Annotated in this window: 26 protein-coding genes; 11 read left to right on the forward strand and 15 right to left on the reverse strand. The window is 67.5% G+C overall.

Going from position 1 to position 25,345, the window contains the following annotated elements:
* Nucleotides 1–113 precede the first annotated feature (113 nt).
* The 9 genes from QH276_RS33265 to QH276_RS33305 form a co-directional block, all read right to left on the reverse strand.
* A complete protein-coding gene (locus QH276_RS33265) occupies nucleotides 114–974 on the reverse strand; it encodes an enoyl-CoA hydratase/isomerase family protein (RefSeq protein WP_280400676.1) in 861 nt (286 codons plus the stop codon).
* Nucleotides 971–2,206 (reverse strand): CaiB/BaiF CoA transferase family protein, encoded by a 1,236-nt coding sequence (locus QH276_RS33270; RefSeq protein WP_280400677.1) that lies wholly within the window; start codon nucleotides 2,204–2,206, stop codon nucleotides 971–973. The genes QH276_RS33265 and QH276_RS33270 overlap by 4 nt, the downstream gene beginning before the upstream one ends.
* On the reverse strand, nucleotides 2,206–2,970 hold the full coding sequence (locus QH276_RS33275) for an SDR family NAD(P)-dependent oxidoreductase (RefSeq protein ID WP_280400678.1): 765 nt from the start codon (nucleotides 2,968–2,970) through the stop codon (nucleotides 2,206–2,208). The genes QH276_RS33270 and QH276_RS33275 overlap by 1 nt, the downstream gene beginning before the upstream one ends.
* Nucleotides 2,970–4,136: an acyl-CoA dehydrogenase family protein gene (locus tag QH276_RS33280; protein WP_280400704.1), complete on the reverse strand. Its 1,167-nt coding sequence runs from the start codon at nucleotides 4,134–4,136 to the stop codon at nucleotides 2,970–2,972. Before QH276_RS33280 ends, QH276_RS33275 begins: the two co-directional genes overlap by 1 nt.
* Before the next feature lie 181 nt (nucleotides 4,137–4,317).
* Nucleotides 4,318–4,695, reverse strand: a complete 378-nt coding sequence (locus tag QH276_RS33285) for a hypothetical protein (protein WP_280400679.1) — start codon at nucleotides 4,693–4,695, stop codon at nucleotides 4,318–4,320.
* Entirely contained in the window at nucleotides 4,692–5,399 is a 708-nt protein-coding gene (locus tag QH276_RS33290) for an ABC transporter ATP-binding protein (protein ID WP_280400680.1), read from the reverse strand. Before QH276_RS33290 ends, QH276_RS33285 begins: the two co-directional genes overlap by 4 nt.
* The gene (locus tag QH276_RS33295) at nucleotides 5,396–6,109 is read right to left on the reverse strand and encodes an ABC transporter ATP-binding protein (protein ID WP_280400681.1); all 714 of its coding nucleotides are present in this window, start codon (nucleotides 6,107–6,109) and stop codon (nucleotides 5,396–5,398) included. The genes QH276_RS33290 and QH276_RS33295 overlap by 4 nt, the downstream gene beginning before the upstream one ends.
* A complete protein-coding gene (locus QH276_RS33300) occupies nucleotides 6,087–8,213 on the reverse strand; it encodes an ABC transporter permease (protein ID WP_280400682.1) in 2,127 nt (708 codons plus the stop codon). Before QH276_RS33300 ends, QH276_RS33295 begins: the two co-directional genes overlap by 23 nt.
* Nucleotides 8,214–8,218: 5 nt before the next feature.
* A complete protein-coding gene (locus QH276_RS33305) occupies nucleotides 8,219–9,592 on the reverse strand; it encodes an ABC transporter substrate-binding protein (RefSeq protein WP_280400683.1) in 1,374 nt (457 codons plus the stop codon).
* 332 nt (nucleotides 9,593–9,924) lie between these two features.
* Between QH276_RS33305 and QH276_RS33310 the strand changes: the two genes are divergently transcribed.
* From QH276_RS33310 to QH276_RS33340, 7 genes are read left to right on the forward strand one after another with little or no spacing between them, the layout of a single operon-like run.
* Entirely contained in the window at nucleotides 9,925–10,455 is a 531-nt protein-coding gene (locus tag QH276_RS33310) for a carboxymuconolactone decarboxylase family protein (protein WP_280400684.1), read from the forward strand.
* Between the two features lie 4 nt (nucleotides 10,456–10,459).
* Nucleotides 10,460–11,722 carry an aromatic ring-hydroxylating oxygenase subunit alpha gene (locus QH276_RS33315; protein ID WP_280400685.1) on the forward strand — a complete coding sequence of 421 codons (1,263 nt, stop codon included), beginning with the start codon at nucleotides 10,460–10,462 and terminating at the stop codon, nucleotides 11,720–11,722.
* Entirely contained in the window at nucleotides 11,712–12,053 is a 342-nt protein-coding gene (locus QH276_RS33320; protein ID WP_280400686.1) for a hypothetical protein, read from the forward strand. Before QH276_RS33315 ends, QH276_RS33320 begins: the two co-directional genes overlap by 11 nt.
* Nucleotides 12,054–12,055: 2 nt before the next feature.
* A complete protein-coding gene (locus tag QH276_RS33325; protein ID WP_280400687.1) occupies nucleotides 12,056–13,270 on the forward strand; it encodes a metal-dependent hydrolase family protein in 1,215 nt (404 codons plus the stop codon).
* Entirely contained in the window at nucleotides 13,254–13,670 is a 417-nt protein-coding gene (locus QH276_RS33330) for a nuclear transport factor 2 family protein (protein WP_280400688.1), read from the forward strand. Before QH276_RS33325 ends, QH276_RS33330 begins: the two co-directional genes overlap by 17 nt.
* A gap of 11 nt (nucleotides 13,671–13,681) precedes the next feature.
* Nucleotides 13,682–14,770 (forward strand): acyl-CoA dehydrogenase family protein, encoded by a 1,089-nt coding sequence (locus QH276_RS33335; protein WP_280400705.1) that lies wholly within the window; start codon nucleotides 13,682–13,684, stop codon nucleotides 14,768–14,770.
* Entirely contained in the window at nucleotides 14,767–15,693 is a 927-nt protein-coding gene (locus tag QH276_RS33340; protein WP_280400689.1) for an acyl-CoA dehydrogenase family protein, read from the forward strand. The genes QH276_RS33335 and QH276_RS33340 overlap by 4 nt, the downstream gene beginning before the upstream one ends.
* Before the next feature lie 288 nt (nucleotides 15,694–15,981).
* On the opposite strand, the gene QH276_RS33345 is transcribed toward QH276_RS33340, so the two are convergent.
* The 4 genes from QH276_RS33345 to QH276_RS33360 form a co-directional block, all read right to left on the reverse strand.
* Complete coding sequence (locus QH276_RS33345; protein WP_280400690.1) at nucleotides 15,982–16,524, reverse strand: hypothetical protein; 543 nt, start codon at nucleotides 16,522–16,524, stop codon at nucleotides 15,982–15,984.
* Nucleotides 16,525–16,939: 415 nt separating this feature from the next.
* A complete protein-coding gene (locus tag QH276_RS33350) occupies nucleotides 16,940–17,449 on the reverse strand; it encodes a hypothetical protein (protein ID WP_280400691.1) in 510 nt (169 codons plus the stop codon).
* A 195-nt stretch (nucleotides 17,450–17,644) separates the two neighbouring features.
* Nucleotides 17,645–18,433 carry an enoyl-CoA hydratase gene (locus QH276_RS33355; RefSeq protein ID WP_280400692.1) on the reverse strand — a complete coding sequence of 263 codons (789 nt, stop codon included), beginning with the start codon at nucleotides 18,431–18,433 and terminating at the stop codon, nucleotides 17,645–17,647.
* A gap of 121 nt (nucleotides 18,434–18,554) precedes the next feature.
* Entirely contained in the window at nucleotides 18,555–19,553 is a 999-nt protein-coding gene (locus QH276_RS33360; RefSeq protein WP_280400693.1) for an acyl-CoA dehydrogenase family protein, read from the reverse strand.
* A gap of 183 nt (nucleotides 19,554–19,736) precedes the next feature.
* On the opposite strand from QH276_RS33360, the gene QH276_RS33365 reads away from it, so the two are divergent.
* The 4 genes from QH276_RS33365 to QH276_RS33380 are packed head-to-tail and all read left to right on the forward strand — an operon-like array spanning nucleotide 19,737 to nucleotide 22,819.
* Nucleotides 19,737–20,387 carry a TetR/AcrR family transcriptional regulator gene (locus tag QH276_RS33365; protein ID WP_280400694.1) on the forward strand — a complete coding sequence of 217 codons (651 nt, stop codon included), beginning with the start codon at nucleotides 19,737–19,739 and terminating at the stop codon, nucleotides 20,385–20,387.
* Between the two features lie 54 nt (nucleotides 20,388–20,441).
* Entirely contained in the window at nucleotides 20,442–21,296 is an 855-nt protein-coding gene (locus QH276_RS33370) for an acyl-CoA thioesterase (protein WP_280400695.1), read from the forward strand.
* A gap of 33 nt (nucleotides 21,297–21,329) precedes the next feature.
* Nucleotides 21,330–22,409: an NAD(P)H-dependent amine dehydrogenase family protein gene (locus tag QH276_RS33375; RefSeq protein ID WP_280400696.1), complete on the forward strand. Its 1,080-nt coding sequence runs from the start codon at nucleotides 21,330–21,332 to the stop codon at nucleotides 22,407–22,409.
* Nucleotides 22,406–22,819 carry a nuclear transport factor 2 family protein gene (locus tag QH276_RS33380; RefSeq protein ID WP_280400697.1) on the forward strand — a complete coding sequence of 138 codons (414 nt, stop codon included), beginning with the start codon at nucleotides 22,406–22,408 and terminating at the stop codon, nucleotides 22,817–22,819. The genes QH276_RS33375 and QH276_RS33380 overlap by 4 nt, the downstream gene beginning before the upstream one ends.
* 192 nt (nucleotides 22,820–23,011) lie before the next feature.
* Here QH276_RS33380 and meaB read toward each other — a convergent pair whose 3' ends face one another.
* Both meaB and QH276_RS33390 read right to left on the reverse strand, forming a co-directional pair.
* Nucleotides 23,012–24,061 (reverse strand): methylmalonyl Co-A mutase-associated GTPase MeaB, encoded by a 1,050-nt coding sequence (gene meaB, locus QH276_RS33385; protein ID WP_280400698.1) that lies wholly within the window; start codon nucleotides 24,059–24,061, stop codon nucleotides 23,012–23,014.
* A gap of 118 nt (nucleotides 24,062–24,179) precedes the next feature.
* Nucleotides 24,180–25,328: a thiolase family protein gene (locus QH276_RS33390; protein ID WP_280400699.1), complete on the reverse strand. Its 1,149-nt coding sequence runs from the start codon at nucleotides 25,326–25,328 to the stop codon at nucleotides 24,180–24,182.
* Between the last annotated feature and the right edge of the window lie 17 nt (nucleotides 25,329–25,345).

A 25,345-nucleotide genomic window follows, 5' to 3' on the forward strand; every position in this document is an offset into this window, starting at 1 on the left:
GGCCTGGACAGCCGAACACCTGCCGTTCCCGCGCGGTACCCCCTGGTATGCGGTGTCGAGCCCACCACGACACGGTCTCCGCACCGCCTGCGCCGATTCCCACCGCCGACCTGCTACTCATCGTTGTTGCCCCGTGCCCTTGCCGGCGCCTCCGAGCGCACGCTGTCCCCGGCCGGCGGCAGCGACCAGGTGCCGGTGAAGCGGGGTGTGCGTTTCGCGGCGAAGGCGGCGTAGGCCTCGGGGGCGTCGGCGGTAGCGAAGTTGACGCCCTGGGCGCGGGCTTCGCCGGCCAGCGCCTCGCGGAGTGTCGTATCGGCACCTTCGTTCAGCAGTGCCTTGGTCTGGGCGAGGGCGACCGGTGGCCCGGCTGCCAATCGGGCCGCGAGTTCGTCGGTGAAGCCGTCGATTTCGCCGGCCGCGACAACCCAGGTGACCAGTCCGAGCGCCTCGGCCCGGGCCGCGTCGATGGTTTCGGCGAGTAGTGCCAGTCGTTTCGCCTGTTGTAGCCCGATAAGTTTCGGAAGCAGCCAGGAACCGCCGAGATCCAGGGATAGTCCCCGCCGGGCGAAGATCTGCGCGAATGTCGCGTCCGGAGTGGCCACCACGAGATCGCAGCCCAGTGCCAGGTTCCAGCCGGCGCCGACCGCGACCCCGGTCACCTTGGCGACGGTCGGGGTCGGCAGTTCGTGTAACTGCAGCGCCAGATCGGTGAAGATCCGAAGCTTGTCCATCGGGTGCCGGGCGTCGGGCACCGAGATATCGGCGCCGGAGCAGAAGGCGCCGCCCGCACCGGTGAGGATCAGTGCCCGCACCGAGCGGTCCATGCCGGTATCACGCAGGATATCCGCCAGATCGCGCCACATGGACCAGGTCATCGCGTTCTTACGGTGGGGCCGGTTGAGCGTGACGGTCCGCACTCCGTCGCGGTCGGTGACGAGTAGTTCCGCCGCCGCGTCGCTTCCCGGGGCGGTCACGGGCGCTCCCGTCCGACCGCCTCGGCGCGGTACTCGGGACCGATCACCCGCGCGGCCCGCAATTCGGCGATCTCCGCGGCGGTCCGGCCCAGTTCACGCAGCACCGCGTCGGTGTGTTCACCCAGACCGGGTACCGCGCCCATCGGCGGTTCGAAACCCTCGACCACCGCCGGTGGCAGCAACGCCGGGATCGGGCCGCCGGGACTCGCTATCTCGCGCCAGCGATCCCGCGCCGACAGCTGCGGATGGCCGAGCACATCGGTGGTGGTGTTGTAGCGCGAGTTCCCGATACCGGCATCGTCGGCGGCCTTCTGCACTTCGGCGAGAGTGTGCCCGGCACACCAGGTGCCGATCGCCTCGTCCAGTTCGCCGCGGTGCCGTACCCGGTCCGAGTTCGTGCGGAACCGGGCGTCCGCGGCCAGCTCCGGCCGGCCGAGGATTTCCCGGGCCAGGCGTTGCCACTCGCGATCGTTGGTGGTGCCCAGCACGACGGTCTGACCGTCACCGGTGGCGTAGGCACCATACGGGGCGACCGCGGGTGAACTCATGCCGAGCGGCTGCTGTTCCACCCCGGAGTGCCGGGTGTAGTTCAGGTGATAGCCCATCATCTCGGCCATGGTGTCGAACAGGCTCAGGCTGATCGTGCCGCCGGCCGGGCCGGTTTCCCGGTAGCGGCCACACAGACTCGCCAGGATCGACAGCGCCGCATACATTCCCGTGGTCACATCGGCCACCGCCGGACCGGGTTTCGCGGGTTCACCCGGCCGGCCGGTCACCGCACACACCCCGGATTCCGCCTGGACGAGCAGGTCGTAGGCGCGTTTGTGCGACAGCGGACCGCCCGCACCGAAACCGTCGATTTCCAGGGCGATGAGCCCGGGATACCGTTCGGCGAGTTCGGCGGGGGCCAATCCGAGTCGCGCCGTGGCGCCGGGCGCCAAATTCGAGACCAGTGCATCGGCGCGGCCCAGTAATTCGTGCAGGATCTGGATACCGCGCTCGGATTTCAGGTCCAGGGTCACCGATTCCTTGCCCCGGTTCACCCAGACGAAATGGGCGGCCTGCCCGGCCACCACATCGTCGTAGTGCCGGGCGAAATCACCACCCACCGGGTTCTCCACCTTGATCACCCGGGCGCCGAAATCGGCGAGGGTGCGGGTGCACATGGGTGCGGAAACCGCCTGCTCCAGTGCCACCACCAGCACACCCGCCAGCGGACCGGCCGACGTCATCACATCACCATGCCGCCGTCGACCGGCAGCACCTGCCCTGTCACGAAGGACGCCGCATCGGAGGCCAGGAATACGAACGCACCCGCCACTTCGTCGGGTTCGGCCCAGCGGCGCAGCGGAATACGGTTGATCATCTGCTCGGCGAATTTCTCGTCGGTGCGGATGGTTTCGGTCATCGGGGTCGCGGCCAGCGGGGCCAGCGCGTTCACCAGGATGTTCTTCCGGGCCAGTTCCCGGGCCAGCGATTTGGTGATACCGATGATCCCGGCCTTGGCGGCGGAATAGTTCACCTGACCCAATGTTCCGGTGAGACCGGCCGACGAGGTGACATTGATGATCCGGCCGGTGCCGTCGGTCGCCAGGTACGGCAGCGCGGCCTGACTGCAGTTGAAGGTTCCCAGCACATGCACGTCGAAAATCTTGCGCATGGATTCCGGGGTGGTCTTCGGGAACATCGCCGGGGCGGTGATACCGGCATTGTTCACCACGATATGTATTTTCCCGCCGCCCAATTCGGCCGCTTCCCCGGCCGCCGCCACCGCGGACTCCGGGTCCGCGACATTCAGCGCGCAGGCGCGGGCGGTGCCCCCGTCGGCGGCGATCTTCTCCGCGACCGCGGCCGCCGCGTCACCGTTGAGATCGGTGACCAGCACCGCCGCCCCGTGCGCGGCCAGTGCCCGTGCGACGGCCGAGCCGATGCCACCGGCCGCGCCGGTGACCACGGCCGTCCGGCCGGTCAGATCGAACAGTCCGTTCTTCGCCATCAGTAACTCCTCGGCATTCCCAGCACATGCGATCCCAGATAATTGAGGATCATTTCCTGACTGATCGGCGCGATCCGCATCACCCGTGATTCCCGGAAATACCGGGAAATGTGATACTCCTCCGAATACCCCATCCCGCCGTGTGTCTGCATGGCGCGGTCGGCGGCTTCGAAACCGGCTTCCGCGCACAGGTATTTGGCGGTATTGGCCTCCCGGCCACAGGGTTTGCCATTGTCGTACAACCAGGTTGCCTTTCGCAGCACCAGTTCGGCCGCGTCCAGCCGGGCCAGCGAATCGGCCAACGGGAACTGGATTCCCTGGTTCTTCCCGATCGGCCGCCCGAATACTTCCCGCTCGTTCGCGTAGCGCACCGCACGATCCAGCGCGACCCGCCCGATGCCGAGTGCTTCTGCGGCGATCAGCATCCGCTCGGGATTCAGGCCGTCGAGCAGGTATTCGAAGCCGCGACCCTCCTCTCCCACCCGGTCTTCCACCGGAATCCGCAGATCGTCGATGAACAATTCGTTCGACGACACCGCGTTCCGGCCCATTTTCGGAATGGGCCGGATATCGACATGGTCGCGGTCGAGGTCGGTGAGGAACAGCGTCATACCGCTGGTCTTCTTCTCCACCTCGTCGTACTTCTGCGTGCGGGTGAGCAGCAGGATCTTCTCCGACTCCAGCGCTTTGGAAATCCACACCTTGCGGCCGTTGACCACATAGTGATCGCCGTCGCGTCGGGCGAAGGTGGTGATCCGGCTGGTATCCAGCCCGGCGCCCGGTTCGGTCACGCCGAAGCAGACGTGCAGCTCACCGCGGGCCACCCGCGGTAGCGTGCGCTGTTTCAGTTCCGCCGAACCGTGCACGATCACCGGCTGCATACCGAAGAGCGAGAGATGGATCGCGGTGGCGGCATTCATTCCGCCACCGGACCGCGACACCTGCTCGGCCAGTATCGAGGCCTCGGTGATGCCGAGACCGTGCCCGCCGTATTCCTCGGGAATACATATCCCCAGCCAGCCGCCGTCGGCGATGGCGCGATAGAACTCGGTGGGGAATTCGTGATCCCGGTCCTTCTCCATCCAGTACTGATCGTCGAATTTGCGGGCCAGCTCGGCCACCGAATCCCGGATCAGCCGCTGATCCTCGCTCAGCTCGAAACTCATACCGTCGGACACATCAACTCCCTCACATCGTCACCGCCGGGCACCGGGACGGTGGACCGGCCACCCGAACGGTCCACCGCCGCACCCGGATCGATTCACCACCGCGGGAAGCGACTGCCGGCGGCCGGCTCGGGTAGGCCGGCCACCGCATCGGTCGCTCACCGCTGCGATCGCGTGCAACTCACCGCTGGTGCACTGCAACCTCCTCGGGTTCCGGATCCGCCGCACCGGGCAGGCGGCCGGCGAGCTGGGCCAGGTCGTAGGACTGGCGTGCCATCCAGTACCGCAGCACCCCGGTCAGCGAGTACCGCAGGAACAGAGCCGCGCCCACGATGCTCGACGACACCCCGGCCAGGGCGATGATGATCGCGTCGCGCTGCACCAGCGCGTCGGAGGTGTTGTTGGACATCAGATAGCCGAGCACGATCACCACCGGGCCGAGGATCAGCAGGGCGACGCCGACCCGCAACCAGAGTCCACCGCGGCCGGCGGCGGGGTCGGGGATTTTCAACTCCGCGAGTTCCTGGACGAAGCGGTCCGCGCGCGTGGATTCGGTCATGACGAAGTTCCTAAATAGAGAGAGGCCAATTGGTTTCGGAGGCCGAGATCGGGCGGCCCCTGGTGTTCGACCCGGCCGCGCACCAGCACCGCGGCGGTATCGGCGATATCGAGTACCGCGGCGGCGAATTGTTCGACGATCAGCACCGCCACACCCTGGCGGGCGATTTCGGCAACCTGTTCGTACAGCCGCTCCACCACCAGTGGCGCCAAGCCCATGGACAATTCGTCGAGCAGCAGGACGGCCGGATCGGTGGCCAGCCCGCGGGCCAGGGCCAGCATCTGCTGTTCACCCCCGGAGAGCGTGCCCGCGGTCTGCCCGGCACGCTGGGCCAGGATCGGGAATCGCGCGAACGCGATCTCCTCGATCTGCGCGACCGGCCGGCCGGTGAACGACATCATCAGCAGGTTGTCGCGCACGGTGAGGTTCGGGAAGATCCCGCGGCCCTCGGGGATTAGGCAGACACCGGCGCGGGCGAGGTCGCGCGGGTCGGCACCGTTGACGGTGCGGCCGCCGAGCCGTAATTCCCCGTCCACCACCGGATGCACCCCGGCGGCGACCTTCAACGTGGTGGTCTTCCCGGCGCCGTTGGGGCCCAGCAGCGCGACCACCTCGCCGGCCCGCACACTCAGGTCGACACCGTGCAACACGGTGATCGCGTCGTAGGCGGCCCGGACCCCGGTCAATTCCAGTAGTGCGGTCACGAGGCCCCCAGATAGGCCGCGAGGACCTGGTCGTTGCGGCGGATCACCTCGGGCGTTCCGCTCGCGATCACCGACCCGAGATCGAGGACGTACACCTGATCGCAAACGCTCATCACCAGGCCCATATCGTGTTCGACCAGCACCACCGCGGTACCGTCGGCGGCCACCGAGCGCAGCAGTTCGGCGAACCGATCCGTTTCCGCGCTGTCCTGGCCGGCGGCGGGTTCGTCGAGTAGCAGCAAGGTCGGCCGTACCGCCAGCGCGCGGCCGACTTCGACCAGCCGCGCCAGCCCGGTCGGGAGCGAATCCGCCAGATCACCGGCGCGTTCGCCGAGCTCGAGCCGGTCGACGATCTCATCGACCACCTGCTCGGCCCGGCGCCGGTGCGGCCCCAGCTCGGCCGCGACCAGCAAGTTGTCCCGCACCGACAGCCGGCCGAAGAGTTCGAGCCGCTGGAAGGTGCGTGCCATCCCGCGCCGGGCCCGGCGGGCCGGATCGAGCCGGGTAATATCCCGGTCCGCCATCCGGACCCGTCCGGCGGCCGGCCGGCGCAACCCGCAGATCACATCGAACAGGGTGCTCTTACCCGCCCCGTTCGGCCCGATCAACCCGGTGACCTCGCCCGCCTCGGCCCGTAACCCGGCGCCGTCGAGCGCGCGCCGGCCGCCGAAGGTGACGGTGATATCGCTAACGTCCAGCAGCGATGGCATGATCGAGCACCTCCTTGTCGCCCGGCTGCCACGGTCGTTTCACGCCCCACCATTCGACGGGTACGTCGGGTTCGTCCGCGGCCGCGCGCTTTTCCCGGTTGTTCGCCCATATCCGCACCGCGAAGACCGCGAGTACCGAACCCCAGAAGAAGATCCAGCCGTCGATCACGCCGGTCAGCCGGATCAGCCACAGCAGCACCGGGATACCGACCATCAGCGCCAGCGTGACCCGGTTGCGGATCGCCGCCTCGAAGTCCTGCCGCATCCGGGCGACCGCGCCGTGGCTCACCACGCCGCCGCCGAAGGCGATACCGGCCAGCGCCGGCAGCACATGCATCAGGTTCTCGGTGGAGGGGAACAGCACCGGCAGCGCCAGCATCGGCCCGTAGAGCGCGACACCCACGAACAGGCCGTTGCCCAGCGCCCCGAGGCCGGCGAATACGGCCACCAGGAAGATCGGCAGACCGGCCACGAAGTTGAACTGTTCCGGCGTCACCGAACCGATCTGCATGCCGAACAGGGCACCGCCGAGTCCGGCCAGTCCCCCGCTGAGCGCGAACACCGCCACCTTGGCGCGCAACAGATTGCCGCCGAGGGTGGCGTAGGCGGCTTCGCTGTCGCGCAGGGCGATGAGCCGCCGGCCGAACCGTCCGCGCCGCAATGCCGCGACGCCGAGGGTGGCCAGGGCCAGGCATACCGCCGCGAAAAGGGTGATGCCCGCGGCGGTGTCCAACCGCAACCCGAACAGGTTGGGTCCGTGCACCTCGACCGACCCCTGGTCGAAGAACTTGATCGTCAGTCCCGCGATCTCGAAGGACGGCAGGGTGAAGATCCACCGGTCGAGCACCACCGCGAAGGCCGCGGTCCCGAGGGCCAGGTACACACCCGAGAGCCGCAGCGCGGGCAGCGCGATCAAGGTTCCGGCGAGCGCCGCGATCACCACGGCGGCGAGCAGGCCCCACAGTTCACCGTCCGGTGCCAGATGCCCGTAGGCGATCGCGCCGATTCCCGCCATACTCAACTGGCACAGCGAGATCTGCCCGGCGTACCCCGACAGCGGTACGAACGACAGCGCGATCACCCCGAACGCGAACATCGGCCCGTAGGCGATCAGATCGCTTTCGCCGAGCATGGTGGCGACCATCAATCCCAGGATCACGATCACCCCGGCGAAGAACACGGCACCGCCGCGGGACGGGGTGGGCACCGGACTGAGTTTGCGATCGCGGCCGCGCAACCGCCCGTGCGGGAACAGCAGCAACGCTGCGAACAGCAGCAATGCCGGCGCCGCCAGCCGCAGGCCGGGCAGGTACTCGTTCTGCGGCAGGTACCCGGTGAGGTAGCTCTCCATCAGGCCCACCACGACCGCGCCGAGGAAGGTCATCGGCAGGCTGCGCAACCGGCCGAAGATCGCCGCGGTGTAGGCGCTGACGATCAGCAGTGACAGCGTGGCGGCGTCCAGCGACACCGTGGGCGCGATGAGAATGCCGCCCACCGCGGCCAATTCGATGCCGAGGATCCAGGCGACCCGGTTCGCGCGTACCGGGTCGGCGCCGGTGAGCCCGGCCAAGGCCCGGTCGTCGACGGTGGCCCGCATCTCCGCGCCCGTGCGGGTGTTGAACAGCAGCACCCGCAGCGCCACCGCGACCGCGATGGCCACCAGCATGGTCAGCGCCTGATGCCAGGTGACGGTGGCGGCGCCGAGCCGGATGGGTTCGGCGTCGGCGAAGAAGATGGGTAGCGAGCGGGCCTGGATCGGATTCCAGATCCAGCGGGCGGTAGCAATGAGGCCACTCAGCAGCGCGACCGTCATCACCAGTTTTTCCGCGTCCCCCAGGCCCTGCACAGCCCGCAGGGCGCGTTCGACGAGCAGGCCCGACAGCGGCGCCAGCACCAGCAGCACGATCGCCAGCGCGATCGGTACCGGGACTCCCCAGCCGGCGGTGAGCTGCCAGTAGGAGAAGGCCGCCATCATCCCGGCCGCGCCGTGCGCGAAGTTGAAGATTCCGGTGGTCGTATGGGTGAGCACCAGACCGCTGCCGATCACGGCGTAGACGGCGGCGGTGCTCAGCCCGACGATCCCGAAGGCGAGGAATTGGTCCATATCGGTTACTTGACGTCCGCCATGGTTTTGCCGACATCCGCCAGCGTCAGCGGTTCACCGTAGTTCCCGGTGTACCGGTAGGGCGGGGTTCCGCAGCGGAACAGGCCGTCGTTCGCGCCGAAATCGGCTACTTTCCAGCCTTCGGCCGTGGCCTGCATGACGTTGAAGCAGGTCGGGGCCCGGTCCTTCACGGACATATCGTTCGGGCTGTGCAAACCGCCGCCGGTCCAGGTGGTTTCCCGCTGCGCCGTTTCCACCAGGCAGGTCCGGGTGAGTTCGGAACCGCAGCCACTCGCGGCCTTCGCGAAGAGCAGCCAGGCCGAAAACGCGCGGATCGCGGGCAGGCTGATCACCGCGTCGGGCGCGTACTTCTCGTAGAGAGCCTGTAACTGCTGCATGGCCGGCGATTGATCGGCCAGTTGCGGCGGCACCACACCGCCGAGATCCACCAGATTGTTCTGGAAGGTGGCCGAGCGGCCGAGCAGTTCGAGGTAATCGTCGCGGAAGGCGTTGTTGTTGGGGTCGATCCAGTCCAGCTTGTAATCCATCGAGGTCAGCTTCTCCTCGAGTTTGGCCAGCGGCGCGTCCTCGCCGTACCAGATCAGCCCGCGCACGCCGCTGTTCTTGATCGCCTGCGCGTACGGCGTCCAGTCGGTGACGCCACCCACCGGGTACAGCTCGTTGTAGATCACCTTGGCGCCCATGGCGTTCAGCGATTCGACGGCCTTGTCGCCGAGGACCTTGGTCACCGGGGAATCGCCGTTGACGATGCCGACCGCGGCCGCAGACTGCGGATAGGCCTCCTTGGTGAGCCACTGCCGGAACCCGTTGTAGGGGTCGTAGTGGGCGTAGGTGCTCTGCGAGGCGATCACCTGCAGGTCGGTGCCGAGGTTGGGCTGCTGGGAGACCTGGGCGGGAAAGTCCGGCAGGGTGCATTCGAGGCGTTCCTTCGCCCCGAGCCCGTCCAGGCCCGCGCCACCGCCGACCAGCGCGAAATCGGTACGGCAGGCTTCCACCATCTTCTGCCGCACGGCCATCACCTTCGAATCGTGAGTGATGGTGGTGATCGTGCGACCGTTGATTCCGCCGGCCGCGTTGCACCAGGAGGTGAAGACCTTCGCGGCGTCGACGAATTCGGGGTTCTTGGAGTAGCCGACATCGCTGAAGACGCCGACGGTGATCTCACTGTCGGTGACGCCCTGGGTGGGGGCGCCGGCGGCGTCACCGTCCTGGCAGACCCCGGTGAGGTCGCCGAAATCGGCGACCACGGTGTCGCCGGGGGAGGTATCGCCGGTTTCGCTGCCACTGCGGCCGGAGCAGCCGGCCGTGGCCAGTAATGCCAGGGCGAGCAGGGCGGCGGCGGTTCGCTTCGGTCTCACGATTGTCCTTTCTGCGCTGACCCCCATCGGTCAGCCGATCGTGATCGGGCGGGCAGGCCGCCCGTGCACCGAGTTGCGGACCTTCCGGCCGATTGGCCGTGTACCCAGCTCTCGGTGAGTGAAAACTAGCTTCTCACTAATCGAGAATCAATATCCTGTTTTCTGGGTACACCTCGGAAACAAGCGCCACACCCACCGCAGTCCGGGTTGGCGACGATCTCCCCGGGCCGGCCCCGCCACCTGTCGGTACATCGTCGCGTTGACTATCCGGCCGCCTCATGGAAATCTGTTATCCGAAAGCGAGAATAGCATTCTCATCGAGAGGAGGCGCGATGCGAGTACCACCCCTGCCCGCGGACCAGTGGGACGAGGAGGTCGACGACGCGTTGCGGGTGATGCTGCCGCGCCGGATGCGCAATCCGGAGCAGGCGAGCAACGCCCTGTCGACACTCGTCCGCCATCCGGCGCTGACCAAGGCGTTCCTCACGCTGAACGTCCACCTGCTGTTCCGGTCGTCGCTACCGGCCCGGCTGCGCGAACTCGCCATCCTGCGCGTCGCTCACCTGCGCGACTGCGTCTACGAGTGGAACCACCACCGCGAAGCCGCGCTGGCCGAGGGGATCACCGAAGCGGAGATCGCCGCCGTGACCCGCGGCGAGGCGGCCGAGCCGGTCGAGCAGCTGGTCCTGCACGCCGTCGACGAACTCGGCGAGAAGTCGAACCTGTCCGATGCCACCTGGGACGGACTGTGTGAGCACCTCGACGAACACCAGCGGATGGATCTGATCTTCACCATCGGCACCTACAACACGCTTGCCGCGGCCTTCAACACCTTCGGCATCCGTTCCGAGTACGAGAGGTAATCCCTTGGCACACTTCAACAAACCAGCGGCGGGTAGCTGGACCGAACACTACCCGGATCTGGGCACCGACCCGATCGACTACAGCGATTCCATCGACCCCCAGTTCTACGAGGACGAGCGCAACGCCATCTTCAAGAAGACCTGGCTCAACGTGGGCCGGGTGGAGCGGCTGCCGCGTAAGGGCAGCTACTTCACCAAGGAACTCTCCTGCGCGGGGACCTCGCTGATCATCGTCCGGGGTAACGACGATCAGATCCACGCCTACCACAATGTCTGCCGCCACCGCGGGAACAAGCTGGTGTGGGACGATTTCCCCAACGAGGAGACCTCCGGCTTCTGCAAACAGTTCACCTGCAAATACCACGCCTGGCGCTACAGCCTCGAGGGCGAACTGACCTTCGTCCAGCAGGAGAAGGAATTCTTCGGCCTGGACAAGGCCGACTACGGCCTCAAGGACGTGCGTTGCGAGGTGTGGGAGGGGTTCATCTTCGTCAACCTCGACCCCGACGCCGAACCGCTGACCACCTTCCTCGGCCCGATGATCAAGGGTCTCGAGGGTTATCCGTTCCACGAGATGACCGAGGTGTTCAGCTACCGCGCCGAGGTCGGCAGTAACTGGAAGCTGTTCATCGACGCCTTCGCCGAGTTCTATCACGCGCCGATCCTGCATATGAAGCAGGCGGTCAAGGACGAAGCGGACAAACTGGCCGGCTACGGCTACGAAGCCCTGCACTACGAACTGCAGCCCCCGCATTCGATGATCTCGTCCTGGGGCGGAATGGCCCCGCCCAAGGACCTGAACATGGTCAAGCCGATCGAGCGCGTCCTGCGCAGCGGCCTGTTCGGCCCCTGGGACCGGCCCGATATCGAGGGCCTCGACCCGCTGCCCGTGGGCATCAATCCCGCCGGTCACCGCGCCTGGGGCGTGGACGAATTCGAGATCTGGCCCAACTTCTCGCTGTTGTTCTGGGCACCGGGCTGGTACCTCACCTACCACTACTGGCCCACCGCGGTGGACAAGCACATCTTCGAGGCCAATCTGTACTTCGTGCCGGCGAAGACCGCGCGGGAGCGGCTGGCCCAGGAACTGGCCGGCGTGACCTTCAAGGAGTACGCGCTGCAGGACGCGAACACCCTCGAGGCCACCCAGACGATGATCGCGACCCGCACCGTCACCGATTTCCCGCTCAACGATCAGGAAATCCTGCTCCGCCACCTGCACAAGACCGCGCAGAAGAAAGTCGAGGAATACCGCAATGGCAACTGAGGAAACCAAGGCACTGCCCGCCGAATTCGCCGATCTGGCCCGGTTTTCCGACTGGATCCTGCCCACCGAACCCGAGCGGTACGCGAAACGGCTGGCCTCGACCATGCCGGAGATGCAGGATTTCTACGACGCGGGGATGGCCCGGCTCGAGGACGCCATCGCCTACTGCGACAAATTCCCGCTCGACGATCTGCCGGACGAGGCGCGTAATCTGTTCCATCTGCTGCAGTCGCTGGTGATGGCCTCGTTCCCGGTGGAGGTCTGGAAGCAGCCCAGAGTGCCCGACAGCGGCGCGGCCTACCTGGACATCGTGCGCGAACCGGTGGTGTAGCCGTGCTGACACTACGGGCCGCCGGGTTGCTCGATGTGGATTCCGGCGAAATCGTCCGGCCCGGCATCCTGCGGATCGACGGGGATCGGATCGTCGGCGTCGGCGGCGAACCGGAGGGCGAGATCATCGAGCTCGGTGATCTCGTCCTGTTGCCCGGTCTGATGGATATGGAGGTCAACCTCCTGATGGGCGGGCGGGGCGAAACCGGGCTGTCCTCCTCGGTGCAGGACGACCCGCCGCTGCGGATGCTGCGCGCGGTCGGTAATGCCCGGCGCACCCTGCGCGCCGGGTTCACCACCGTGCGCAACCTCGGGCTGTTCGTCAAAACCGGTGGTTACCTGCTGGATGTGGCGCTCGGTAAGGCGATCGATGCCGGCTGGATCGACGGTCCACGGATCGTCCCGGCCGGCCACGCGATCACTCCCACCGGCGGGCATCTCGACCCCACCATGTTCTCCGCCTTCGCACCCGACGTACTGAAGCTGACCCTCGAAGAGGGGATCGCCAACGGTGTCGACGAAGTGCGCAAGGCGGTGCGATACCAGATCAAACACGGTGCCCAGCTGATCAAGGTCTGCGTCTCCGGTGGCGTCATGTCGCTGACGGGAGCCCCCGGCGCACAACACTATTCGACCGAGGAACTGCGGGCGATCGTCGACGAGGCACACCGGCGGGGCCTGCGGGTGGCCGCCCACACCCATGGGGCCGAAGCGGTGAAGGAGGCGGTCGGGGCCGGGATCGACTGTATCGAACACGGTTTCCTGATCGACGACGAAGCCATCGACCTCATGGTGCGGGCAGGGACCTATATGGTGCCGACCACGCGCCTGGCCGACGCCATGGATGTCTCCAAGGCGGCACCGGAACTCCAGGCCAAGGCGGCCGAGATGTTCCCGCGGGCGCGGACCTCGGTGAAGGCCGCGTTCGACGCGGGCGTGAAGATCGCCGTCGGTACCGACGCACCGGCGATCCCGCACGGCCGCAATGCCGACGAACTGGTGGCCCTGGTCGAGCGGGGTCTCGACCCGCTGTCGGTGCTGCGGGCGGCGACGGTCGTCGCGGCCGAGCTCATCCAGGTCACCGACCGTGGCCGGCTCGCCGAGGGCCTGCTCGCGGATGTGATCGGGGTACCCGGCGATCCCCTGGCCGATATCACCGTCACCCAGCAGGTGCGGTTCGTGATGAAAGGCGGAAAGGTCTATGGCGGCAATCGATGACCTGATCGAGATCCAGCAGCTGCTGGCCCGCTACGCGGTGACCATCACCAAGGGCGATATCGAGGGCCTGATCGGGGTGTTCACCCCCGACGGCACCTACAGCGCCTTCGGTGACACCTACACCCTCGACGTGTTCCCCGAACTCGTCGACGCCGCACCGAAAGGCCTGTTCCTCACCGGAACTCCGCTGATCGAACTGGACGGCGATACCGGCACCGGCACCCAGCCGCTGTGCTTCGTCGAGCATGCCAGTCACGATATGCGGATCGGCTACTACACCGATACCTACCGGCGCACCGACAAGGGCTGGCGGCTGGCCACCCGGGCCATGACCTTCATCCGCCGCAGCGGTGTGCACGATTCCGGTATCCCGCACGCCTTCGAGCGGCCGGCGGTATGAACTCGTCCGATATGGGGGTCGAGGAGTTCCGGTCGCGGGTGCGTGACTGGCTCGACGCGAACGATCTCGCCCCCGGACCCGAACCCGGTTTCGACGCGCAGGTCGCACAGCTGGGCCGGGTCCGGCGGGCACTGTTCGAGGCGGGCTGGATGCGCTACGGCTGGCCGGAGTCCGTCGGCGGGCTGGGCGGACCGGCGCTGTTGCGGGCGGTGCTCGGCGAGGAGGTCGCCACCCGCGGCCTCGCCGAACCGGGCATCTACTCGATGGTCGAAGTTCTGGCCCCGACCATGATCGCCTACGCCCGCCCGGAGCTGGCCGCCGCGATGGTGCCGCGGCTGCTGGACGGTAGCGAGCAGTGGTGCCAGGGCTTCTCCGAACCGGGATCCGGCTCGGACCTGGCCTCCCTGCGCACCCGAGCCGAACAACGCGATGGGCAGTGGGTGATCAACGGGCAGAAGGTGTGGACCAGCCTCGCGCAGTTCGCCGCCCGCTGTGTCCTGCTGACCCGTACCGGCCCCGGCCACGACGGGATCACCGCGTTCTTCGTGGATATGGACACCCCGGGGATCACCGTGCGCCCGCTGCGCACCATGCACGGTGTCGATGAATTCGCCGAGGTCTACTTCGACGATGTCGTGGTGGACGAATCCCGGATGCTGGGCCGGCCGGGCGACGGCTGGCGGGTCGCGATGGATCTGCTGCCCTATGAACGCTCCACCTGTTTCTGGCACCGGATCGCGTATCTGTTCACCCGCCTCGACCGCGTGCTGGACCAGACCGCCGACGCCGCCGACGCCGAGCTCGGAGCCGCCTACCTGGCCCTGCATACGATCCGCTGCCGGTCCCGGGCCACCCAGCGGCGGCTCGCCGGCGGCGCCATCCTGGGCCCGGACACGTCGATCGACAAAGTGCTGCTGGCCACCGCCGAACAGCAACTCTTCGATACCGCCCGCGACCTGCTACCCGGCCAGATCGAACTCACCGATTCCGAATGGCGCCCGGAATTCCTGTATTCCCGGGCGGCGACCATCTACGGCGGCACCGCCGAGATCCAGCGCAATATCATTGCCCGCCGCCTGCTCGACCTGGGAAAGGAGTGAGTAGCACCGTGGACGCCGCCGAACTGACCCTGCTCACCGATACGCTGCGCAAGACGATGGCCACGGCCACCGGCGCCGAACTCTATCCCGCACTGTGCGACCTCGGCTGGCACGATCTGCTCACCGGCGCCGACACCGCCGATATCGCGGTCTCCTCGGTCTTCCGCCTGCTCGGCGAGACGGGCTCCCACGCCCCACTGCTCAACGATGTGCTGGCACACGCCACGGGCCGGCCGTTCGGCGAACCGGTGCCGCTGCCGTTCAGCGGTGGCCGCTGGCTGCTCTGGTCCGAAACCGCCGATGCCGCGCCGAGCACAGACCCGCGGAACGAGAGCCCGCCGCGACAGCAGCGCAACGACCACGTCGTTCTTCTCGATCCCGAACTTCCACTGCACGCCGCCGGTGAGCCCACCGAACCACTCGCGACCCTCGCGGCTCCGCTCGCTGCGGGCCGGCGTGCGCTGGGCTGGTGGCTCACCGGCTCCGCGCGCGCCATGCTCGCGCTCGCCCGTCGGCACGCGCTGGAACGAGAGCAGTTCGGTAAACCCGTGGCGGGTTTCCAGGCCATCCGGCACCGGCTGGCCGAAACCCTGGTCGCCATCGAGGGCGCGGAGGCCGCACTCACGCTGGAGCCGGCCGATGCGCACCATCCGGCCCACCCCGCTTCGGCCGTACCGCAGGACTACGACGCCCTCGCCGCTTCACTCGCCAAGGCCGCCGCCGGGCGCGCGGCGCTCGTGACCGCGCGCCACTGCCAGCAGGTGCTGGGCGGTATCGGATTCACCGCCGAACACGAATTCCACCGCCACTATCGGCGGGTGCTGGTGCTGGACGGATTACTCGGCAGCGCCCGGGATCTCACCCGCGAAGCCGGTGCGACGCTGCGCGCACTCGGCTATGCGCCCCGCCTCGCACAGCTGTAACACCCTGCACAGCAGGCGGTTTCCGTCCCACATGCCGGCCGTGCAGTCTTCCACAGGCGGTGCACGTTGCCTGCACCCGCGCCGCCGCCCCGCGGTGACCGTTGCCGATCGAGGCGGGCGCGGTGGCGCGTACGAAGGTCATCCGCGGCAAGACGGCCGGCGGCGACGTTGCCGATCGAGGTGATACGCACGAAGGCCCTATGCGACAGACTGCCCGGCGGCGTTTGCGGCGGTCGCGCGGCCCGGACCGCTGCCGTGGGGCGCAGGCCTGCCGGCGTTCCCGGTGTCCTAGGCGCAGGCCTGTGACACTCCTCCGGAAATCGCGACCAGGCCGCACATGGTGGTGGCCGCGATCTTCCAGCCGTCGGCTTCCCTGACGGCGTGCCCGAGCTGATTGCTCACCACGGGATTACCGGAGATGTTCACGGTGAACCGGAGTTCGGCATGCGTCGCGTCGAGTACGACGACCTCGGCGATCTCGACCGTGGTGAGCGCGGTACGGATATGGTTCACCATCCCGGAGATCTCGGTTTCGAAATCGTCGCCGCGTTCGACCAGTGCGATCCGGTCCCCAGTGGAGGTGGCGGCTGCGAAAAACGCTTGATAGACGCCGGTTATCGAGGCGGCGGCCGCTGCCGGCGAATCCGGGACGGCAACGTTCACGCCGGGTTTCGCCGCTCCGGCGGCGACATCGGTGGCGGAAGCCTCGGTAGAAGGTAGTACATAGCAATTGTCGGGGCCGAAGAAGTTGCCGCACCCGGTGATCGCGCTCAGCGAGAGCACGACGCCACAGGCAGCGGCAGTTCGCGCCACCCGGTGTCTTCGTGACATCGGTTCGTCTTTCTGGAGAGTGATGGTGAAGGTGCACGGAAATCCCGTTCCACACACGCCGCGCGGAGTTTAGCCCGGGAACCGGTCGGGTACAGCCGGATTCACGCCTTTTACCGGATGTATATCCGGTTAATAGTGGGTACGGCTCCGTGAACGAGCCGGCGCGGTCCGGTACAGTGCATGCTCCGCACAGCACACGCCGAGTGGCAGGCTCGACCCGGGTGAGCGTGGCGGATCGAGCACCGGCCCGCCACATCCACACCCCGCCGGCCCGAGGTCGCACGAGCCGGAGCCGGTGACGTACCGATACTGCGCAACCGATACGACACCCCGCCTCCCTACGCTCCCACCTCCATCGAGCCGGCTCCCGTCGCGGCGCTGCCCCCGGACCGAAACAACGCCGGGACAGCGATGCTCAGCTACACGCCGGGATCACCTGGCCGGTGCCCTGCACGGCGAGCAAGGCACAGAAGGTCATCGCGGCGACCCTCCAGGTATCGCCTTCCTTGACCGCCTGCCCGGACTGGTCCGGCAGCACCGGATTACCGCCGAGCAACAGGGTGTAGGTGACATCGGCCGTTCTGTCGTCCACGACCTGCACGGCGGAAACGGTCACGCTCGTGCCCTGGGCACGCGGGTCGGCCGCCATTCCCTCGAGGAAGGGTTTGAATTCGTCGCCCTTCTCGACCAGCCCCGCACGGGTCGCGGGTGCGGCCTTACCGTCGAAGAACGTCACGAAGGCCGCGGAGATCTCTTTCTCGGCGTCCGGGGAAGCCGCGGCGGGGGCGGCGGAACTGGTGGCGGCGGAGGCCGAGGTGGCCGCGGCCGCATCGTCCTCGGAATCGCCACAGCCGATTACGGCCGTGGCGGTCAACGCCACCAGACCGAAAATTGTGGTGGCACGCCGGATTCTGCTGGAACGCATGGCGGAAACCTTTCCGATGGACATTTCCAATGTGTCGTCCATCCGGGAAATTTCGAAAATGGATTCCGGGCGAGCGTCATTCGGTTACGCTGCCCGTGTCGCAAGAATCCCTGACCGCCGGTTTCCGCATCGGCGTCATATCTTCGATACGGGGATCGGCACCGCGGCGAACGGTGCCGATCCCCGTTTCCGTTCCTACTTCATATTCGTCTTCATCTGTTCCAGGTCGACCAGAATCGGGTAACCGCTCACACTGAGCGCGTTTCCGTGTCCGGTGGAATGGATATCGAACACCGATTGGATCGCGGCGTAGAAACCCTGCACATCCATCGTCTGGTTCACCGCGCGCTTGGCCTGCCGCAGCCCGAACGGCGGCATCTGCGCGATCTGCCCCGCCAGTTCCGCGGTCTTGGCCGGCAGTTCCGCGAGCGGCACCACCATATTCACCATCCCGGCCTGCTCGGCTTCCGCGGCGGTCACCGGACGGCCGGTGAACAGGATCTCCTTGGCCTTGCGATGTCCGAGTTCCCAGGTGTGCCCGTGGTATTCGACCCCGCCGATACCCATCATCGCCACCGGATCGGAGAACAGCGCGTTGTCCGCGGCGACGATGAGATCACACGGCCAGCACAGCATGAGCCCGCCCGCGATACAGCGGCCCTGTACCGCCGCGATCGAGGGTTTGGGCACATTCCGCCACCGCAGCGTGTATTCCAGATACCGGCGGCTCTCCGTCTGATAGATCCAGTCGAGTGTGATCTTCTCCGGTTTGGGCCAGCTGTCGTCTTTGAGGTCGTGCCCGGCCGAGAAATGTTTTCCGGCCGCGTTCAAGACGATCACCACGGCGTCTTCGTCGTTCGCGGCCCGGGTCCACGCGGCGTCCAACTCGTCGAGCAGTGCCGAATTCTGGGCATTGGCCGCCTCGGGGCGGTTCAGCGTGATCGTCGCGATTTTATCGGCGACCGAATAGTCGATATAGGACAAAACAGTGCTCCTCGGTTCCGGGGTGCACCGGGCGCGTGCCGTACCCGATGCTCGTATTCGGTTTGCTGTGCCACCCGGCACCGGTCACCGGCGCCCGGGCACGCACCCATGATGTCGCCGATCAATGCCGGGCGGCGAGGTACTCCCGGGCCACTACGGCGCGGTGTTCGGCCGCGCCGCCGAAGAGCAGTTCCCCGGCCTTGGCCCGTTTGATCGCGAACTGCAGGTCGTTTTCCCAGGTGAACCCCATGGCACCGAACAGTTGCACGCCGTGCCGGAAAACCACCGATTGACATTCCCCCGCCGACGCCTTGGCCATCGCCGCCGCCGACCGGCGGCGCGGATCGTCTTCCGCCAGGCACAGCGCCGCGAAATATCCCAGCGCCCGCGCCCGTTCGATGGCCAGATGCATATCGGCGGCCTTGTGCTGCACCGCCTGGAACGCGCCGATCGCGGTGCCGAACTGCTGCCGGGTGCGCACATGGTCGAGGACGAGATCGAGCACGCGCTGGCAGGCGCCGACCGTGGTCAGCGCCAGGCCGGTCAGGGCCAGTTGCCGGGCGCGCTCGGGATCGGCGGCGGTGCGGTCGGCATCGGTGACCCGCACGTTGTCGAACGTGACCTCCGCGATGTGCAGCACCGGATCGAAAACCTCGATCCGCCGGGCGGTGGCGGCCTCCGCGGGAACCACGAAGACCCCGGCGGCGGTGACCACTGCCAGGCGATCACCACGGTCGCCGTCGAGGACGTGGCCCGCGGTACCGCGCAGCAGCCAGCCCGCGCCGTCGCGGACCGCGGTCACCCCCTCGAACACCGCGGCGCCGGGTGCTTCCGGGGCGCCGGAAGCACCTGCCAGCGGCGCGAATTGGGTCATCGTGGCAAGATAGGGCGTCGGGTCGGTGGCCCGGCCCAGGCCCTCGAGCACGATCCCGAGCTCCACGGCCGCTTCCGGTTCCACGAGTTCGGTCCAGCCGAGCTCGACGTAGGTCTTCCAGAGCCGGCCCGGATCCGCACCGGAGTCCACGATCTCCCGGATCACCGTGGCGGGGCATTCCTTGGCGGTGACTTCGCGGACCGTATCGCGGAGCAGCCGTTGATCGGCATCGAACTCGAAGAGCATCCGGGCTCCTCCTGCTGGGCGGGTTGCGTTACGTTCAGGAGAATAGCATTCTCTTGAGATGAAATTAATAGTCTCCTCAACGGTGCGAACACCGGACGTGCCTGCCCGGACATGGGACGTTCTCCGGTACAGTGCACCCATGTTCTCCACATATGGGATCGATGGGATCGGACGGGCCAGCCGGTGACCAGCCCAAGCGAAGAACCGGCCTGGAAGCAGCGCGCCGTAGAGCGCTCCATCCGCACCGCGAAGCTGCGCGCCGAACAACGCGTGCAGCGCTTTCTCGATGCCGCCCAGGCGATCATCACCGAAAAGGGCACCACGGATTTCACGGTCCAAGAGGTCGTGGACCGGTCCAAACAGTCGCTGCGCAGCTTCTACCTGCAGTTCGACGGTAAACACGAACTACTGCTGGCACTGTTCGAAGACGCCCTGAGCCGGACGGCCGATCAGATCCGGGCCGCCGTCGCGGGTAAGGACAACGCCCTGGACCGGCTGCAGCTCGCCGTGGAACTGCTCTACGAACTGTGCCGCCCGGACCCCACCGCGCAGCGTCCGCTGTTCACCGATTTCGCGCCGCAGCTGCTGGTCAGCCATCCCGCACAGGTGAAAGTCGCGCATACGCCGCTGGTCGTACTGTTCACGGAACTGATGATCGACGCCGACAAGGACGACCTGCTGCGCGAGGAAGTGAATCCGCGCCGGATGGCCGCCATGGTGATGCAGACGGTGATGTTCACGGCCCAGTCCAACGGGGGAATCGACGACGAGACCACGCACCCGATCTCGGCCGAGGAGATCTGGGAGTTCTGCGCGCGCGGATTCGCCCGCTGAATCCTTGCGAGAATAACGTTCTCCAAACCGGAGATACGGGTTTACACTCGGTGTATGCCCGATCTCTGGACCGATCTACTCGCCTGTATGGACCTGCGCCTGCGCCCCACCGCACCGCAGACCGACGACGACGCCCCGGCGCCCGCCCCCGACCCGCAGGCCACCCTGTCGGTCTTCGAGGGCCCCAATCAGCAGCTGGAATACCACCGGCTCTTCGGTGGTCAGCTGCTGGCCCAGTTCCTGCGTGCGGCCGTTTTCGCCTGCCCGGACAAAACGGTGAAGTCCGTGCACGTCATCTTCGCCCGCGAGGGCAAAAGCGATGCCCCGGTCTACTACGTGGTGCAACCGCAGCACCGCGGCCGCTCCTTCGCGACACTGACCATCGTCGCCCGGCAGAAGGGCGATGTGATCGCCACCGCGCTGCTGTCGATGACCGCGCTGGAAGACGGGCGGGAGAACCAGGAGATCGCCGCGGTGCCGCCGGTGCCGGGGCCCGAGCACACCGTCGAGATCGGCCTGATCCCGTGGGAGACCCGGTCGCTCACCGATCTGAGCGATAAGGCGGCCGGCCCGGCCGAATACGACCTGTGGATGCGCACCCCCGAGGTGGGTGCCGAACTCGCCCCCGGGCTCGTGTCCTACGCCACCGATCTGAACGTGATCGGTACGGTGCTGCGCCCGATCGAAGGTTTCGACCACAGCGGCAACGGCACCGAGTTCACCTCCGCCACCACCTCGCACACCCTGTGGTTCCACCGCCCGTTCCGTAGCGACGACTGGTTGCTACTGCGGCACGAGGGTCTGGTGATGGCACACGGCCGTGCCTACGGCCGCGGCGATGTGCTCACCGCGGACGGCACCCTGGTCGCCTCGTTCGCCCAGGAAGCCCTGCTCCGTTTCCGGCCCTGAGCCCGGCCGGCACGCACAACCGATAGGCATCCGATGCATCCTTCACCCCTGGCGACCCCGACGGCGCGGCCTGCCACAACGTTGCGAGTCGCGCAATGGGCCACCGGCACGATCGGCTCCCGCACCCTGCGCGGAATCGTCGAACACCCGGAACTCGTTCTGACGGGCGTGTATTCACACACTCCGGAGAAACAGGGTCGCGATGCGGCCGAACTGTGTGGGTCGCGAACACCGACCGGCGTCCGCGCTACCGGCGAGATCGACGAAATACTGCGCGACGCTCCGGATTGTGTGCTCTACACGCCGCAGACCTGCGATATCGACGAGGTGTGCCGGATACTGGCGGCCGGTACGAATATCGTGACCACCGCCGGCGTCTTCCACCATCCCGGCAGTATGGACCCGGCGGTGCGGGCGCGGGTGGAGGCGGCGTGCACCACCGGCGGTACCTCGATCCACAGCACCGGTAGCAGCCCGGGTTTCATCACCGAAGCCGTGCCGATGGTGCTGACATCGATCCAGCGGAGTCTGGACATGCTCACCATCCAGGAGTTCGCGGATCTGTCCCGGCGCGATTCGCCGGGAATCCTGTTCGATGTCATGGGATTCGGTGGCCCGCCGGGCGAGTTCGCCCAGGGCCGGCTGGATCATCTGCGCAACAGCTTCGGTCCGTCCCTGCGGCTGCTCGCCGACGGGATCGGGCTTCCGCTGGACGACGTGACCGCCACGGGCGAGGTCGCCATCGCGACCCGCACCTTCGAGATCGCCGCCGGCACAATCCCCGAGGGAACCGTTGCCGCCCAGCGCATCACGATCTCCGGAGTGCATCGGGGCCGCACAGTGCTCCGCTTCCAGGCCGTCTGGCATTGCGGGGCCCAGGCCGAGACCGAATGGGAGATCCGCCCGACCGGCTGGCATCTCAGCGTACGAGGCGACGCACCGCTCGAGATCGATATGGTCTTCCCGTTCCCCCTCGACCGGATGGCCGAACACTCCCCCGCCTACACCGCGAACCGGGCCGTCAACGCGGTCCGCTACGTCTGCGCCGCGGCTCCCGGGATCCGCACCGTCCTCGACCTGCCCCCGATCACCGCGACGCTGGGACCACGATGAACGAGTACGAAGCGATCCGCACCCTGAAGGCCCGCTATTTCCGTCTGATGGACACCAAGGACTGGGCGGGTTTCCGGGAGCTGTTCTGCGACGACGTCGTCATCGACGTCACCGGCTCGGGCGGCGAAGTGATCACCGGCGCCGACGAATTCCTCGCCTTCCTCACTCCCCGGATCGGCGACGCGATCACCATCCACCACGGCCACACCCCGGAGATCGAACTGCTCTCCGACACCGCGGCCACCGGAATCTGGGCCATGGAAGACCGCCTCGTTTTCCCCGACGGCACCCGAATCCACGGCTTCGGCCACTACCACGAAACCTACGCGAAGTCCGGGGACCGGTGGCGCATCCGCACCCAGCGCCTGACCCGCCTCCACCTGGACGTCACACCTCCACCCGGCGCATGAACGCCAGTGTGTAGCAGTAGCTTCCGATCTTTCGTTCGACCACGCTGACCAGCTCACAGCTTCGGCACCAGGGCCGTGGCGGATAGGGCACCGGAACCACCACACCGTTCAACACGGCGAACACATCGAAAACAGGCCCGGGTGCGGGAGCATCGCACCGCCCGGCAGGTGGTTGTAAGCAGTGTGGTCATGTCATTGCGAACCGCCGCTTTCGGCGTACCCGGCTATCGCGGCAGGTATCTCCGTACCCACTGATGCCAGAAGTTCCGCGGCTGTGTACGGATCACACCGACCGGCGGCGACCGCGCAGGCCAGCGTTTCGAGTTCGGGACGGGCGCGCAGCCTACTGTGCGCCAGCGACAGAATCTGCGACCGCGCCCGGGCGGCGCGCCGGGCGGCGGTATCGGCGCGGTGATGCTCGTCGATGGTCGTGACCAGTTCGGGTATCCCGGTGCCGTCCGCGGCGATCGCGGTGAGAATCGGTACATCGGACTCGGCCCGCAACTCGCGCACCGTCTGATCGGCGGCCGGGCGGTCGGCCTTGTTGACGACCAGCAGATCGGCCACCTCCAGCAATCCGGCCTTCGCGGCCTGCACCGCATCGCCGGCACCCGGGGTGAGGACCACGACGGTCGGATCGGCCACGGCGGCGATCTCGATTTCCGACTGCCCCACACCCACCGATTCGATCACCACGAGGTCGTAGGCCAGCGCGGCGAGCAACCGGATCGCCGCGGGGACGGCGGCCGACAACCCACCCAGATGCCCGCGCGTGGCCATCGAGCGGATCAGCACCTGCGGATCGTCGATATGCGCGGCCATCCGGATCCGGTCGCCGAGCAGGGCGCCACCGCTGTAGGGCGAGGACGGGTCCACGGCCAGCACCGCCACCCGCAGGCCCTGCGCTCGATACGCCGAGACCAGGGCGGCGATGGTGGTGGATTTTCCGGCGCCCGGTGGTCCGGTGATCCCGACGACCCGGATCGTCGCGGCCGCCAGCAACCCCAGCACTTCGTCCCGCCGGTCACCTTCGATCAGGGTCAGCAACCGCCCGGCCGCGCGCACCGACCCGGCGCGCGCGGCGGATATGAGCTCGGCCGGCTCCCCGGTGAACCCTCCGGCAGCTGTTCCGGCGGCGAAACCTCCGGCAGCGGGGTCCGCGGCGCCGCCTGCGATACCTGCCCCCGCGTCGCCGCTTCCCGCACGGTGAGTCCCCATTTCCCCGTGGCCTCGATCATTCACTGCTGCCTCCCTCCGCTCCGTTCCCCGGCACCGGGCCGTCGCCGGCCACCCACCTCGCCGCCGAACCCGAACGGTTCCCGAGCCCGGACCGCGGCGGCGGAGATCATGACCTGTGTACTCACGCAGCGGTGACGTCGAGCACCGTCGCCGAACCCATTCCACCGCCCGCGCACATCGCGACAATGGCCAATCCACCGCCACGGCGGCGCAATTCGTGGATCGTGGTGACGATCATGCGGGCTCCGGTGGCGGCCACCGGGTGGCCGAGGGAGCAGCCGCTGCCGTTCACGTTCACCAGGTCGGGGTTCAGGTCGAGGGCGCGGACGGCGGCGATCGGTACCGAGGCGAATGCCTCGTTGATCTCGAAGAGTTTCACTTCGCTCAGCGAGATCCCGGCCCTCTGTGCGGCCTTGGTGATCGCTTCGATCGGGGCCAGGCCGGTATCGGCGGGGTCGACGCCCACCGACGCCCAGGACCGCACGGTGGCCAGTGCGGGCAGGCCCAGTTCGTCACTGGCGACGGTGAGCAAGGCGGCGCCGTCGTTCGCGCCCGCCGCATTGCCGGCGGTGATCGAAAATCCCTCGATCTCGGGGTGCAGAACTTTCAGCGCGGCCAGTTTCTCCATGGTGGTACTACGGCGTGGGTGCTCATCCACGGAGAAAACCCCGAACGGGGTGTCGATCGGGACGACCTCGTCGTCGAACCGGCCCTCGTCGATCGCCGCGACGGCATTGCGGTGCGAGCGCAGCGCCCAGGCGTCCATTTCCTCGCGGGTGATCCCGGATTTCACGGCGGCGTTCCAGCCCACCGTGATCGACATGTCCAGGTTCGGCGCGTCCGGGCGGTCCGGGTGCGAGGGTGAGACCCACGGATCGGCCCACTCCTCCGGCCCGGTCCGGAAACGTGCCCGCGGGGCGGTGGAATCCGCATTGACCCCGCCGGCCAGCACCAGCCGGTCCATCCCGGCGCGGATACCTGCGGCGGCCGTCTGGACGGCCGCCATCCCGGCCGCACAGTGCCGGTTCTGCGCCAGACCCGGCACACCGGTGAGCCCCGCGGTGATCGCGGCGTGGCGGGCGATCACCCCACCGCCGTATCGCCCCTCGCCGAGGAGCAGATCATCGACCGGGACGTCGGTGTGCAGCTGTTTTGCCGTCGCCTCGACCACGTGATGGGCCAGATCGAAAGCGGTGGTTTCGCGCAGGGTGCCCTTGCGGGCGGTACCGATCGGGGTGCGTAACGCGGATACGATCACGGCTTCGGGCATCAGTTATCTCCAGTTTC

The sequence above is a fragment of the Nocardia carnea genome (assembly GCF_029869215.1).
GTDB classification, from domain to species: domain Bacteria; phylum Actinomycetota; class Actinomycetes; order Mycobacteriales; family Mycobacteriaceae; genus Nocardia; species Nocardia carnea_B.